General features: G+C 67.7%; 11 protein-coding genes. 9 read left to right on the top strand and 2 right to left on the bottom strand.

Translation table 11 applies throughout. The features are described from left to right. Positions 1-17: 17 nt before the first annotated feature. The gene (locus MKK88_RS16405) at positions 18-929 is read right to left on the bottom strand and encodes a DNA-binding response regulator (RefSeq protein ID WP_244001481.1); all 912 of its coding nucleotides are present in this window, start codon (positions 927-929) and stop codon (positions 18-20) included. Then, entirely contained in the window at positions 922-4,314 is a 3,393-nt protein-coding gene (locus MKK88_RS16400; RefSeq protein ID WP_244001479.1) for an ATP-binding protein, read from the bottom strand. The genes MKK88_RS16405 and MKK88_RS16400 overlap by 8 nt, the downstream gene beginning before the upstream one ends. A 274-nt stretch (positions 4,315-4,588) precedes the next feature. Here MKK88_RS16400 and urtA point away from each other — a divergent pair, with 274 nt between their 5' ends. The 9 genes from urtA (at position 4,589) to MKK88_RS16355 (ending at position 13,677) form a co-directional block, all read left to right on the top strand. After that, positions 4,589-5,857, top strand: coding sequence for an urea ABC transporter substrate-binding protein (gene urtA / locus MKK88_RS16395; RefSeq protein ID WP_244001477.1), 1,269 nt, complete (start codon positions 4,589-4,591; stop codon positions 5,855-5,857). Positions 5,858-6,076: 219 nt separating this feature from the next. After that, positions 6,077-7,003: an urea ABC transporter permease subunit UrtB gene (gene urtB, locus MKK88_RS16390; RefSeq protein WP_244001475.1), complete on the top strand. Its 927-nt coding sequence runs from the start codon at positions 6,077-6,079 to the stop codon at positions 7,001-7,003. A 13-nt stretch (positions 7,004-7,016) separates the two neighbouring features. Next, positions 7,017-8,201 carry an urea ABC transporter permease subunit UrtC gene (gene urtC / locus MKK88_RS16385; protein ID WP_244001474.1) on the top strand — a complete coding sequence of 395 codons (1,185 nt, stop codon included), beginning with the start codon at positions 7,017-7,019 and terminating at the stop codon, positions 8,199-8,201. Between the two features lie 8 nt (positions 8,202-8,209). Further along, on the top strand, positions 8,210-8,995 hold the full coding sequence (gene urtD / locus MKK88_RS16380; RefSeq protein WP_243966584.1) for an urea ABC transporter ATP-binding protein UrtD: 786 nt from the start codon (positions 8,210-8,212) through the stop codon (positions 8,993-8,995). Between the two features lie 2 nt (positions 8,996-8,997). Beyond that, a complete protein-coding gene (gene urtE / locus MKK88_RS16375) occupies positions 8,998-9,762 on the top strand; it encodes an urea ABC transporter ATP-binding subunit UrtE (RefSeq protein ID WP_244001472.1) in 765 nt (254 codons plus the stop codon). A gap of 9 nt (positions 9,763-9,771) precedes the next feature. Further along, positions 9,772-10,791 carry an alpha/beta fold hydrolase gene (locus tag MKK88_RS16370; RefSeq protein ID WP_244001470.1) on the top strand — a complete coding sequence of 340 codons (1,020 nt, stop codon included), beginning with the start codon at positions 9,772-9,774 and terminating at the stop codon, positions 10,789-10,791. Between the two features lie 62 nt (positions 10,792-10,853). After that, the gene (fmdA, locus tag MKK88_RS16365) at positions 10,854-12,083 is read left to right on the top strand and encodes a formamidase (protein ID WP_050733158.1); all 1,230 of its coding nucleotides are present in this window, start codon (positions 10,854-10,856) and stop codon (positions 12,081-12,083) included. A gap of 182 nt (positions 12,084-12,265) precedes the next feature. After that, a complete protein-coding gene (locus MKK88_RS16360; protein ID WP_244001467.1) occupies positions 12,266-12,583 on the top strand; it encodes an FmdB family zinc ribbon protein in 318 nt (105 codons plus the stop codon). A 44-nt stretch (positions 12,584-12,627) separates the two neighbouring features. Next, a complete protein-coding gene (locus MKK88_RS16355; RefSeq protein ID WP_244001465.1) occupies positions 12,628-13,677 on the top strand; it encodes an aliphatic amidase in 1,050 nt (349 codons plus the stop codon). Positions 13,678-13,946 lie beyond the last annotated feature (269 nt).

The raw sequence follows: 13,946 nt of genomic DNA, 5'->3' as shown, positions 1-13,946 counted from the left end.
CACCTCGAAGAAACGTTTCACCCGCCGCCTTGCAGGTAACGATTGGCGATGATGGAGGCCGCAGTCCGGTTCTCAACACCGAGCTTGGCATAGATGGCTTCGAGATGCTTGGTCACGGTCCGGTGGCTGAGGCCCAGGATCTCCCCGATGTCCCGGCTCGACTTGCCTTGGGAGAGCCAGAACAGCACTTCTGCCTCGCGCGCGGTGATGGGCAGGCTCGCGCGCAGCCGGGCGAGGCTCAGGGCCGGATCGTCCTGCGAGAGGCGCAGCAGGATCTCCTCGGCCGCACCGCCGACGAACGTGAGCGTATGCGGGGGCCCGCTCGCCCCCTTCAGAATCAGGGAGCCGGCGGCCGTCCCGGCGAGACAGGTCCGCAGCCAGTCGACAGCCTCGGGCGGCAGGGACAGCACGCCGTCGCGCGTGGGCGCCAGGGCGGCGATGACCTGCCCCGCCTGCGGCGTACACCACAGGACCCGTCCGGTGCCTGAGACCGCCAGCAGGGTCCGGCCCATCGCGTCGAGGGCCGTGCGGGCGCTGCGGGCGGACCGTGCCCCGGCGAGGTGAGTGCGGATGCGGGCCAGGAGTTCGTCGGGGACGATGGGCTTCGTCACGTAATCGACGCCGCCGGCATCGAGGCCGCGGACGATGTGCTCGGTCTCGCTCAGGCCCGTCATGAAGATCACCGGCACGCCGGCGAGGTGCGGCTTCGCCTTGAGGCGGCGGCAGGTTTCGAAGCCGTCGAGGCCGGGCATGACCGCATCGAGCAGGATCACGTCGGGGGTGACCTCGTCGACGAGGGCGAGGGCGAGGTCGCCCGCCACCGCGATCAGCACCGTCGCGCCCGAGCGCTCGATCGCCTCCGTCAGGAAGCTCAGCGTCTCGGGCGAATCGTCGACCACGAGGACGACGTCGCGGCCGGGCTCACTCATCGCCGGCGAGTTCCTTCAGAACCGTGAGGTAGCGGCGCAGATCGTAGCCGGCGATCAAGCCGCGCATCTGCACCACGAAGGCCGGCGGCACGGCCTCGTCCTGCTCCATCGCGGCAAGCTTCGCCTCGATGCCCCGGATATGGCCGATGCGACCGAGCCGCAGCAATTCGCCGACATGGCCGGCGCCAGGACGGGCCGTCGCGCGCTGCTCCTCCGGCTTCGCCGGGGGAGCCATCCCCGGCGCCTCCGTCCAGTCGAGGCGCAGCAGGGCGCCGGTCCGGTCCAGCACGTCGCGCAGGTCGAAGGGCTTGGTGAGGATCGCGTCATGGGGCGGGCTGTCGCCCCGGAGGGGGCCGAGTTCGTGGACGTTGGCGGACATCATCGCGATCGGCCCGGCATAGCCCTGCGCGCGTAGCGCCGCCGCCACGTCCCAGCCGCTCAGGCCCGGCATCGCGATGTCGAGGAAGATCAAGTCGATGCCGTCCGACTCCGTCGTCTCCGCGACGGCCGCGAGGCAGGCCGGTCCCGTCGCGGCCTCGCGCACCGTGAGCCCCCGCGGCTCCAGGATGGCGCGCATCAGGGTGCGGTGCGCGGTGTCGTCATCGACCACGAGCACGGTCCGGCGCGGCCCCGCATAGGCGGGCTCCGGGCGGGACACGGGCGCGGCGGCGGATGCGGGCGTGAGGGCCGGCTGCGTCACCGCGGCCAGCATCAGGCGCAGCCGCGCCTGCGTCCCGCCGCCCGGTGCGGGCGTCAGGGTGATCTCGCCGCCGAGGAGTTGCGCCAGCAGGTTGGCGATGGTCAGCCCGAGCCCGGTCCCGAGCGTGCTGCGGGCCGCCGGCGTCGAGCCGCGCTCGAACGGCTCGAAGATCCGGGCCAGATCGGCCTCCGGGATGCCGGGGCCCGTGTCGCGGATCGTGAAGACCGCGACCTGGCTGCGGTAGCTCAGATCGAGCGAGACCGTCCCGCGCGGCGTGAACTTGATGGCGTTCGAGAGCAGGTTGAGGAGCACCTGTCTCAGGCGCTTCTCGTCGGTGGCGACGACCTGCGGCAGGATCTCGGGACGCGTGAAGCGGAAGTCGAGCCCGGCCTCCCGCGCCTGGAGCCGGATCATGTCGGTGAGTTGGTCGAGGAAATCCGCGAGCCGGATCTCGTCGCGGTTGATCTGGAGGCGGCCGGCCTCCATCCGCGAGATGTCGAGGAGCCCGTCGATCAGGCCCGAGAGGTGCTGGGCACTGCGCCGGATCACCCGGATGCCGTTGAGGCGCGCCGTGGGGATCGTCGGATCCGTCTCAAGGAGCTGGGCGTAACCGAGCACACTGGAGAGCGGGGTCCGCAATTCGTGGCTGAGGCCGACGACGTAGCGGCTCTTGGCCTGGTTGGCGGCCTCGGCCCGCTCCTTGGCGTCCTGGAGCTTCGCGTCGGTCACCTTGTGGGCCGCGATCTCGGCCTCGTAGAGGACGGTCTGGCGCCGCGTCTCGGCCTGGGCGACCCGCCGGCTCTCCTGCGCGAGCACGAACAGCCAGGCGACGACCCCGAGGATGACGACGAGGATGAAGAACACGCTGGTCAGCGCCGCGCGCAGGACCTCCCGGTGGTCCGGATGGGCGATGCTCGCGCCCGCATGCACGACGCCGAGGATCAGGCCGATCACCGTGCAGAGCGTCAGCATCACCGCGAGATAGCGTCCGAGCGGCGCACCGATCCAGGCGGCCGTGCGGCGCGGCAGGATACGCCCGAGGGCGTCCTGCGCCTGGACCTCCAGCCGGCCGTGCGGCTTGCACAGGTCGCCGCAGCGTGCGTCGAGGGAGCAGCAGAGCGAGCAGATCGGGGCGTCGTAGGCCGGGCAATGGGCCATGTCCTCGCCCTCGAACGGAAGTTCGCAGACCCGGCAGGTGATCTCACCCGCGCCCCAGTCCGTGCGCGGGGTCCGGGCCAGATACCAGCGCCCGCGGGTCGCCCAGGCCAGGGCGGGGGCCGCGGCGAACGCCAGGGCGAGCGTCAGCATCGGGGCGAAGGCCTGCGGCCCCGCGCCCAGGAGACCGAGGTGGAGCAGGCAGCCCGCCGCCAGGGCGAGCAGCATCGCCCCGGTGCCGACCGGGTTGACCGCGTAGAGATGCGCCCGCTTGAACTCGATGCCCGGCGGCGACAGGCCCAGCGGCTTGTTGACGGCGAGATCGGCGGCGAGCGCCCCGACCCAGGCCGAGACGACGCAGGCATAGAGCGGCAGGGTGCTCTCGATCGTCTTGTCGATGCCGAGCATCATCAGCAGCACGGCGATGGCGACGTTGAAGACGAGCCAGACGACCCGGCCCGGATGGCTGTGCGTGAGACGCGAGAAGAAGTTCGACCACGCGATCGAGCCCGCATAGGCGTTGGTCAGGTTGATCTTGAGCTGCGAGACGAGGACGAAGGCCCCCATCAGCAGGAGCGCCGCCCGGTCGTTTCCGCCGGTCACGTAGCCGAAGGCGACGCGGTACATCTGGGTCGGCTCGGCGGCCTCGTCGGGCGGGACGCCGTGCGCCAGGGCGAGGACGGCGAGCCCGGCGCCGAGCAGGATCTTGACCATGCCGGGCAGGATCCAGCCGGCGCCGCCCGCCAGCACGGCCAGCCACCAGGCCCGGTCGCGCCCGGCCACCGGCTCGGGCACGAAGCGCAAAAAATCCACCTGCTCGCCGACCTGCGCCAGCAAGGCGAGCAGCACGCCGGTGGCGGTGCCGAACCGTGTGAGGTCGAACCGGTCTGCCGTGCCGTCGAGACCGGGGAAGACGGCCATTGCGTGCAACGCGGCGGGATCCCGGGCGGCGATGCAGACGAGGGGCAGCAGGCCGAGGCCGAGCCAGAGCGGCTGCGTCCAGATCTGGAGCCGGCTGATCAGCCGGATGCCGTAGGCCACGAGCGGGATCACCGCGCTCGCGCAGACGAGATAGCCGATCCAGAGCGGCAACCCGAGGCAGAGTTGCAGCGCGAGCGCCATGATCGCCGCCTCGATGGCGAAGAACAGGAAGGTGAAGCTCGCGTAGATCAGCGACGTCACCGTCGAGCCGAGATAGCCGAAGCCGGCGCCGCGGGTGAGCAGATCCATGTCGACGCCGTAGCGCGCCGCGTAGGTGGTAATCGGCGCCGCGGTGGCGAAGATGATCAGGCCGACGACGAGGATCGCCGCCAGCGCATTGACGAAGCCGGCGGTGAGGACGAGCGTGCCGCCGATCGCCTCCAGCGCGAGAAACGAGATCGAGCCGAGCGCCGTCTGCGCGACCTCGAAGCCGGACCAGCGCCGGGCCTTCTTGGCCGTGAAGCGCAGCGCGTAATCCTCGAGTGTCTCGTCCGCGACGAAGCGATTGTAATCGCGCCGGATCGGGATGATGCGCTGCGGGCCGCTCATCGGCCGCCGGTCCAGCCCCGGCCGCTCCCGACAGGACAAGCGGATGCGACCGCGCGTGCGTGATGACGCGCGGTACGATGCGCTTTTGCGCGGCGTGGATACTCGACCCTGAACGCCATCGGTTCCCGGACTAGACGGATCGACAGTGCTGGAGAGGCAAGAGACCGGCCATACGCAAAACAGCGTATATGCTGCACCGCCGCAGCCGACCTAGCCTGCGCTCGTCGATCCGCGGCCGCCTCGCAAGGCCCCGGACGCGAACAGGGTCAGGCAGATGGCAGACGACACCGACATGGGCGCGGATCACGGCTTGCACTCCCCGTTGCGGCGCAAGCTGCTCATGGGGCTAGCCGGCGCCTCGGCGTTGGCGTTGATGCCGCGGAAGGTCTGGGCCGCGCCCACGACATCAGCGGTCAACACCACCGGCTTGGCGGTGACGGACAGCGAGGTGACGGTCGGCATCCTGCACTCGATCACCGGCACGATGGCGATCTCCGAGACGGGCGCGCAGGAAGCGGAAAAGCTCGCGATCCAGCAGATCAACGATGCCGGCGGCGTCCTCGGCCGCAAGATCAAGATCATCCAGGAGGACGGCGCCTCCGACTGGCCGACCTTCGCCGAGAAGGCCAAGAAGCTCCTCGTCAACGACCATTGTGCCGCCGTGATGGGCTGCTGGACCTCGGCCTCGCGCAAGGCGGTGCTGCCGGTCTTCGAGCAGTATAACGGCCTCCTCTACTACCCGACCTTTTACGAGGGCCTGGAGCAGTCGAAGAACGTCTTCTACACCGGCCAGGAAGCGACGCAGCAGATCCTCGCCGGCCTCGACTGGGTCCACAAGGAGAAGGGCGGCGACAGCTTCTACTTCATCGGCTCGGACTACATCTGGCCGCGCACCTCCAACAAGATCGCCCGCAAGCATGTCGAGAACGTGCTCAAGGGCAAGGTGGTCGGCGAGGAGTACTTCCCCCTCGGCCACACCCAGTTCAACTCGGTGATCAACAAGATCAAGCTGACCAAGCCGAAGGTGATCTTCGCCGACGTCGTCGGCGGCTCGAACGTGGCGTTCTACAAGCAGCTCAAGGCGGCCGGCATCGACCTGTCGAAGCAGGTGCTGATGACGATCTCGGTCACCGAGGACGAGATCGACGGCATCGGCGGCGAGAACATCGCCGGGGCCTATGCCTGCATGAAGTACTTCCAGTCGATCGACAACGAGAACAACAAGGCCTTCGTCGCGGCCTTCAAGAAAATGTGGGGCGAGAAGACCGTCATCGGCGACGTGACGCAGGCCGCCTATCTCGGGCCCTTCCTGTGGAAGATGGCCTGCGAGAAGGCCGGCTCGTTCGACGTCGACAAGGTGGTGGCGGCCTCGCCCGGGATCGAGTTCAAGGCTGCGCCGGAAGGCTACGTGAAGATCGACCCGAACCACCACCTCTGGTCGAAGACCCGGGTCGGCCGGGCCAAGACTGACGGCCAGTTCGAGATCGTCTACACGAGCCCCGAACTGATCAAGCCGGATCCGTTCCCGAAGGGATATCAGTAGTCGCGCGAAACGTGCGCCTCCAACACGCGACCTCATCCTGAGGCGCAGGGCGATCATCGATCGCCCTGCCTCGAAGGAGCCCTCCAGGACCCGCGCAGCTACTGGGGCCCTCCTTCGAGGCCTCCGCTGCGCTCCGGCACCTCAGGATGAGGTGATCTGAGTGGGATCACGGGCCTCCGCCGCGGGCGGAGCGCATCTCGGATCGGAGATTACGGGACCATGCTCGGCGACTATTCCCTCGGCGACCTCGGCGCGATCTTCGCCATGCAGGGTTTTGCCGGCCTGATCCTGTTCTCCGTCTACCTGCTGATGGCGCTCGGGCTCGCGATCATCTTCGGCCAGATGGGCGTGATCAACATGGCCCACGGGGAGTTCATGATCCTCGGCGCCTACGTCACCTATCTCTGCTCGACCTTCTTCCAGACCTACCTGCCGGCGCTGTTCCCGATCTACTTCTTCATCGCGATGGGGCTGGCGTTCCTCGCCTCCGGGGCCCTGGGGATGCTGGTGGAATGGGGCCTGATCCGGTTCCTCTACAAGCGCCCGCTCGACACGCTGCTCGCCACCTGGGGCCTGTCGCTGATCCTCCAGCAGGCCTACCGGTCGATCTTCGGCGCCCGCGAGGTCGGCGTCGAATTGCCGTCCTGGCTGATCGGCTCGGTGCAGGTCACCGACACGATCGAGATCCCGATCAACGGCCTGTTCGTCATGGCCGTCACCATCCTGATCACCGTCAGCGTCGCGCTGCTGATCTACCGCTCGCGCTTCGGCCAGCAGGTCCGCGCCGTGATGTCGAACCGCGCCATGGCGGGGGCAGTGGGCATCGATACCGAGAAGGTCGACCGCTACACGTTCGGCCTCGGCTGCGGCATCGCGGGGATCGCCGGCTCGGCCTTCACGATGATCGGCTCCACCGGGCCGACCTCCGGCCAGCTCTACATCGTCGACACCTTCCTGATCGTCGTGTTCGGCGGCGCCGCGAGCCTCCTCGGCACCATCGCGTCGGCCTTCTCGATCTCCCAGACCCAGTCGACCCTGGAATTCTTCCTCTCCGGCTCGATGGCCAAGGTGATCACCCTGCTCGCGGTGGTCGGCATCCTGATGCTGAGGCCCCAGGGCCTCTTCACCCTCAAGGTCCGGCGCTGAGGATGTTTTCGCGATGACGAACCCGGTCCAGACCCTCACCAAGTCGGTCACCGTCAACGACAACCCGTTCATGAAGCCGGTGGAGTGGCTGAGCCTCGTCCTCCTGGCCGGGGTGATCCTGGTCGTCCTGCCGCTGATGCTCGACAGCTTCCGCCTCAACCTCGTCGGCAAGTACCTCACCTATGCCTTCGTCGCCCTCGGGCTGGTGATCTGCTGGGGCTACGCGGGCATCCTGTCGCTGGGCCAGGGCGTGTTCTTCGGCCTCGGCGGCTACTGCATGGCGATGTACTTGAAGCTGGAGGCTTCGAGCGTCGCCAACACCAAGATCCAGTCGACGCCCGGCATCCCGGACTTCATGGACTGGAACCAGATCACCGCGATTCCGTGGTTCTGGCAGCCGTTCAAGAGCCTGCCGCTGACGCTGATCCTGGTGGTCGCCGTCCCGGTCCTGTTCGCGATGCTGATCTCCTTCGCGATGTTCAAGCGCCGGGTCGGCGGCACCTATTTCGCCATCATCACCCAGGCGATCGCCGCGATCCTGACGATCCTGATCGTCGGCCAGCAGGGCTATACCGGCGGCATCAACGGCATCACCGACCTGCGCACCCTCCACGGCTGGGACATCCGCACCGACGGCGCCAAGACCATCCTGTATTTCGTCAATGGCGGCCTGCTGATCGCCTGCATCCTGGCGGCACAGTACGTGAAGAAGTCGAAGCTCGGCCGCATCCTCGTCGCCATGCGCGACAAGGAGGACCGGGTCCGCTTCTCCGGCTACTCGGTGGCGGGGTTCAAGGTCTTCGCCTTCTGCTTCGCCGCAGGGCTGGCGGCGATCGGCGGGGCGATGTTCACCCTGCAGGTCGGGTTCATGTCGCCCTCCTTCGTGGGCATCGTGCCCTCGATCGAGATGGTGATCTACGCCGCGGTCGGCGGGCGCCTCTCCCTGTTCGGCGCGGTCTGGGGCACGCTCTTGGTCAACTGGGCCAAGACCAGCTTCTCCGAGAGTTTTCCGGATCTCTGGCTGTTCGGCCTCGGCGCCCTGTTCATCGCGGTGGTGCTGGCCTTCCCGAACGGCCTCGCAGGGATCTGGCGGGAGCAGATCGAGTCGCGCCTCACCCGCCGGGTGAAGGGCCTGCGCGCCCCGCCGCCCGCCATCGTCCCGCCCAAAAGTACGCCCGTTGGCGCTCCGGCCGAGTGAGGACCTGAATGAACGCCGCGATCCTCTCCTCACCCGTGGTCGGCGCCGAGGCGGCTCCGCCCGATCACCTCCTTGCCGTCGAGGCGCTGACGGTCTCCTTCGATGGGTTCAAGGCGGTGAACGACGTGTCGTTCTACGTCGAACCCGACGAGATCCGGGTGATCATCGGCCCGAACGGGGCCGGCAAGACCACGGTCCTCGACCTGATCTGCGGGCGGACCAAGGCCAGCGCCGGCTCGATCAAGTACAAGGGCCAGGAGCTGACCAAGCTCTCCGAGAGCGCGATCGTGCAGGCCGGCGTCGGCCGCAAGTTCCAGACACCGTCGATCTACGACGACCTGACGGTGTTCGAGAACCTGGAAATCTCGTTCCCCCGCGGGCGCTCGGTCTTCGGCGCCCTGACGTTCAAGCGCGACGCCGAGGTCCGCGACCGCATCCACGCCATCGCCGAGACGATCTTCCTGAAGGATCAGTTGAAGGAGCGGGCCGAGTTCCTGAGCCACGGCCAGAAGCAGTGGCTGGAGATCGGCATGCTGCTGATCCAGGACCCGGAACTGCTGATGCTCGACGAGCCGGTGGCCGGGATGAGCGTCGGCGAGCGGATCAAGACCGCAGAGCTGCTCAACCAGATCATCAAGGGCCGCTCGGTGCTGGTGATCGAGCACGACATGAAGTTCGTCGAGGACATCGCCCACCGGGTGACCGTCCTGCACCAGGGCAAGGTGCTGTCTGAGGGCTCGATGGAGCGGGTCAAGAACGACCCGAAGGTCATCGAAGTGTATTTGGGACATTGACGATGGCGTCTCTTCAGACCGCGCATCCCCCTGGAATCCAGGCACCGCCCCTCGCCACGATCCCATCAGCGACGCCAGCGCTCGCCGTCGAGGACCTGCACGCCGCCTACGGCCAGAGCGAGGTCCTGCACGGGCTCACCTTCTCGGTGGCGCCGGGCGAGATCGTCGCCGTGATGGGCCGCAACGGCATGGGCAAGACCACGCTGATGAAGACCCTGATGGGCCTCGTGCCCGTCAAGGCCGGGTCGATCCAGGTCGAGGGCGCGGACGTCGCCGGGCTCAAGAGCCATGCCCGGGTCGCCAAGGGCCTCGCCTACGTGCCGCAGGGCCGCATGATCTTCTCGACCATGACGGTGCAGGAGAACATCGAGACCGGCCTGACCGTCACGGGCACCCGCAAGGTGCCGCAGGACCTCTACGACATGTTCCCCGTCCTCTTGGAGATGAAGGGCCGGCGCGGTGGCAACCTCTCGGGCGGCCAGCAGCAGCAGCTCGCCATCGCCCGGGCGCTCGCGAGCCGCCCGAAGGTGCTGCTCCTCGACGAGCCCACCGAGGGCATCCAGCCCTCGATCATCCGGGAGATGGGCCGGACGCTCAAGAAGATCCGCGACGCCCGCGGCCTCTCCATCGTCGTGTCCGAGCAGGTCCTGAGCTTCGCCCTCGACGTCGCCGACCGGGTGATCGTCATGGAGAACGGGTCCATCGTCCACGAGGCCCCGCGCGACGGGATCGACGAGGCCGCCGTCGCCCGGTTCCTGTCGGTCTAGGGGCACAGCATGGCCGATCACGCCATCTTCGAACTCGGCGACTTCGTGCTCCAGTGCGGCAAGACGCTGCGTGCGGCCAAGCTCGCCTTCAAGACCTTCGGCACGCTGAGCCCAGCCAAGGACAACGCCATCGTCTACCCGACCTGGTATTCCGGTCAGCACACCGAGAACGAGTGGCTGATCGGCCCCGGCAAGGCGCTCGACCCGGACAAGTACTTCATCATCATCCCGAACATGTTCGGCAACGGGCTCTCGTCCTCGCCGAGCAACACGCCCGCGCCCTGGAACGGACCACGCTTCCCCAACGTCACCGCCTACGACAACGTCCGCGCCCAGCACCGCCTCGTCACCGAGCATTTCGGCATCGAGAAACTGGTTCTGGTCACCGGCTGGTCGATGGGCGCGCTCCAGACCTACCATTGGGCGTCGATGTACCCCGACATGGTGCCGAGGATCCTGCCGTTTCAGGGCTCGGCCAAGTGCTCCCGGCACAATTACGTCTTCCTGGAGGGCGCCAAGGCGGCGCTCCAGGCCGACGCCGCCTGGGCGGAGGGCTGGTACACGAGCCCGCCGACCCGGGGCCTGCGCGCCTTCGGCCGGGTCTATGCCGGCTGGGGCCTGTCGCAGACCTTCTACCGGCTCGAGGCCGACATCACCCACATGGGCTACGCCTCGCTGGAGGACTTCCTGATCGGGTTCTGGGAAGGCCTGTTCTACGAACGCGACGCCAACAACCTGCTCGCCATGCTGTGGACCTGGCAGCACGGCGACATCAGCGCCAACGACACCTTCAAGGGCGACTTCAAGGCCGCGCTCGGCGCCATCCGCGCCAGGGCGATCCTGATGCCCGCCTCGACCGACCTGTATTTCCCGCCCGAGGACAACGCCATCGAGGCGGCCGCCATGCCGAACGCGGAGCTGCGCGTGATCGACACGTGGTGGGGCCACTTCGCGGGCGGGCCCGGCACCAGCCCGGACGACATCAAGGTCCTCGACGACGCGCTGAAAGAGCTGCTCGCGAGCGGGTGAGAGACGCGCAGCGGCGCGCGGACGGGGCCTGCCCCGGAGTTTCAGGGAGCTGGAGACACGAGATGCCCGAGACGCTGATCAAGGTCGATCTCACGCAATCGGCCTACGACAACGACATGGTGCACAACCGCTGGCACCCCGACATTCCGATGGTCGCCTACGTGAAGCCGGGCGCCGACTTCATCGTCGAGACCTACGACTGGACCGGCGGCTTCATCAAGAACAACGATTCCGCCGACGACGTGCGCGACATCGACCTGTCGATCGTGCACTTCCTCTCGGGCCCGATCGGCGTCGAGGGCGCCGAGCCCGGCGACCTGCTGGTGGTCGACCTCCTCGACATCGGCGCCAAGCCCGAGAGCCAGTGGGGCTTCAACGGCTTCTTCTCGAAGAAGAACGGCGGCGGCTTCCTGGACGAGCACTTCCCGCAGGCTCAGAAGTCGATCTGGGACTTCGAGGGGATGTTCACCAAGTCCCGGCACGTTCCGGGCGTGCGCTTCCCGGGCCTGATCCATCCCGGCCTGATCGGCTGCCTGCCCGATCCGAAGATGCTGGAGACCTGGAACACCCGCGAGAAGGCGCTCTACGACACCAATCCCGAGCGCGTACCGGCGCTGGCCACCCTCCCCTTCGGGCCGACCGCCCATATGGGCCGGCTCAAGGGCGACGCGAAGGACGCGGCCGCCGCCACCGGTGCCCGGACGGTTCCGCCCCGCGAGCACGGCGGCAATTGCGACATCAAGGACCTGTCGCGCGGCTCGAAGATCTACTTCCCGGTCTACGTGCCCGGGGCCGGCCTCTCCATGGGCGACCTGCACTTCAGCCAGGGCGACGGCGAGATCACCTTCTGCGGCGCGATCGAGATGGCCGGCTGGGTGCATCTCAAGGTCGAGCTGATCAAGGACGGCATGGCCAAGTACGGGATCAAGAACCCGATCTTCAAGCCTTCGCCGATCACGCCGAAATTCGACGATCACCTGATCTTCGAGGGGATTTCAGTCGACGAGCATGGCGGCCAGCATTACCTCGACGTCCACATCGCCTACCGGCAGGCCTGCCTGAACGCGATCGAGTACCTGAAGAAGTTCGGCTATTCGGGCGCGCAGGCCTACTCGATCCTCGGCACGGCACCGGTGCAGGGCCACATCTCGGGCGTCGTCGACATCCCGAACGCCTGCGCGACGCTCTGGATACCGACCAAGATCTTCGAGTTCGACATCAACCCGGGCGCCGACGGGCCGACCAAGTTCCTCGACGGCTCGATTCAGATGCCGCTCTCGCCGGATCTGTAAATGATCCATCGTCCGGCGGGCACCTCGGTCCAGCCGGACGCGACCTGCCCCCTCTCCCGTGCGGGAGAGGGTTGGGGTGAGGGATGCGACCTCTCCGGACAGGTCTCGCCCCTCACCCTGTCCCTCTCCCGCACGGGAGAGGGGACCCGCGCTTGACCCGGCAGCCCTTCTGGAAGCACCCCATGCCCGTCTACGACTACGCCTGCGAGGCCTGCGGTCCCTTCACGGTGATGCGGCCGATGTCCGAGTTCCGCGATCCGCATGCCTGCCCGGATTGCGGGGGCACGAGCCAGCGCGCCTTCCTCACCGCGCCGCGCATCGCCGGCATGGATGCGGGGCTGCGGGCCGCCCACGCCACCAACGAGCGCAGCCGCCATGCGCCCAGGCGCTCGGGCAGTCACGGGGCCGGCTGCGGCTGCTGCGCGCCGAAGAGGACAGCCGCGGCACCTGCCGCCGCCAAGAGCTTCCCGAAGGCGCGGCCCTGGATGATCAGCCACTGAGCCGCGCGTCCCAGGGATAATCACGATCAGGAGGACAACACGCCATGATGCACGGAGACATCTCGTCCAGCCAGGACAGCGTCGGCGTCGCCGTCGTGAACTACAAGATGCCGCGCCTGCACACCCGCGCGGAGGTGCTGGAGAACGCCAAGGCGATCGGCAGGATGATCGTCGGGATGAAGACCGGCCTGCCCGGCCTCGACCTCGTGATCTTCCCCGAATACTCGACCCACGGCATCATGTACGACGCCGCCGAGATGTACGAGACCGCCTCGACGGTCCCGGGCGCGGAGACCGAGGTGTTCGCCGCCGCCTGCCGGGAGGCCAAGGTCTGGGGCGTGTTCTCGCTCACCGGCGAGCGCCACGAGGAGCACCCGAACAAGGCGCCCTACAACACCCTGATCCTGATGAACGACCAGGGCGAGATCGTCCAGAAGTACCGCAAGATCATGCCCTGGACCCCGATCGAGGGCTGGTATCCGGGCGACCGCACCTACGTGTCGGACGGGCCGAAAGGCCTGAAGATCAGCCTGATCATCTGCGACGATGGCAACTATCCCGAGATCTGGCGCGACTGCGCCATGCGCGGCGCCGAGCTGATCATTCGCTGCCAGGGCTACATGTATCCGGCCAAGGAGCAGCAGGTCGTCATCTCGAAGGCGATGGCCTTCGCCAACAACGTCTACGTTGCCGTCTCGAATGCCGCCGGCTTCGACGGCGTCTACACCTATTTCGGCCACTCGGCGATCATCGGCTTCGACGGCCGGACGCTCGGCGAATGCGGCGAGGAGGAGATGGGCATCCAGTACGCGGCCCTCTCCAAATTCCTGATCCGGGATTTCCGTGCCCACGGCCAGTCGGAGAACCACCTCTTCAAGCTGCTGCACCGCGGCTACACGGGCATGATCAACTCGAAGGAGAACCGGCACGGGATGTCGGAATGCCCCTACGACTTCTACCGGCGCTGGATCGAGGATCCCGACGGAACCCGCGATGCGGTGCGGGCCATCACCCGGCAGAGCGTCGGCACGGAGGAATGCCCGATCGAGGGAATTCCCTTCATCGGTCAGGGCGAAGCACCGCCTGATCCGTGACGGGCCGGGTCCCGCCAGCCTCAACGTCATCGATGTCGGAGGACGGCGTCGAGGCGCCACTGCACGCCGAGAGTGCGGACACGCTGCTTCCGGCCAGGCTCGGACCTCCTGCGCCGCCCCGGCTTGAGCAGTCCGCACAGGCGCTCAAGCCCCCGATGCCGGCAGACCGACCGGATCGCCAAGGCGATTTCTCTTCAGCTGGGCCGCGGCCTCGTTCCTGCAAGCCTCCGGTTGCCGGGGTTCGGTGATCGCACCGGACCACCGCGCGC

It is taken from the genome of Methylobacterium sp. E-005 (assembly GCF_022829725.1).
In the GTDB taxonomy this organism is placed as follows: Bacteria; Pseudomonadota; Alphaproteobacteria; order Rhizobiales; family Beijerinckiaceae; genus Methylobacterium.
The sequence above is the reverse complement of the archived record's forward strand: the minus strand, read 5'-3'. Positions and strand labels throughout refer to the sequence as shown.

Bases quoted from the DNA above. Each gene is read 5' to 3' on its own strand.
- MKK88_RS16360 (WP_244001467.1), top strand. From the start codon at position 12,266: ATGCCCGTCTACGACTACGCCTGCGAGGCCTGCGGTCCCTTCACGGTG.
- MKK88_RS16400 (WP_244001479.1), bottom strand. From the start codon at position 4,314: ATGAGCGGCCCGCAGCGCATCATCCCGATCCGGCGCGATTACAATCGC.
- urtD (WP_243966584.1), top strand. From the start codon at position 8,210: ATGAACGCCGCGATCCTCTCCTCACCCGTGGTCGGCGCCGAGGCGGCT.
- urtE (WP_244001472.1), top strand. From the start codon at position 8,998: ATGGCGTCTCTTCAGACCGCGCATCCCCCTGGAATCCAGGCACCGCCC.
- MKK88_RS16355 (WP_244001465.1), top strand. From the start codon at position 12,628: ATGATGCACGGAGACATCTCGTCCAGCCAGGACAGCGTCGGCGTCGCC.
- MKK88_RS16370 (WP_244001470.1), top strand. From the start codon at position 9,772: ATGGCCGATCACGCCATCTTCGAACTCGGCGACTTCGTGCTCCAGTGC.
- urtC (WP_244001474.1), top strand. From the start codon at position 7,017: ATGACGAACCCGGTCCAGACCCTCACCAAGTCGGTCACCGTCAACGAC.
- urtA (WP_244001477.1), top strand. From the start codon at position 4,589: ATGGCAGACGACACCGACATGGGCGCGGATCACGGCTTGCACTCCCCG.
- MKK88_RS16405 (WP_244001481.1), bottom strand. From the start codon at position 929: ATGAGTGAGCCCGGCCGCGACGTCGTCCTCGTGGTCGACGATTCGCCC.
- fmdA (WP_050733158.1), top strand. From the start codon at position 10,854: ATGCCCGAGACGCTGATCAAGGTCGATCTCACGCAATCGGCCTACGAC.
- urtB (WP_244001475.1), top strand. From the start codon at position 6,077: ATGCTCGGCGACTATTCCCTCGGCGACCTCGGCGCGATCTTCGCCATG.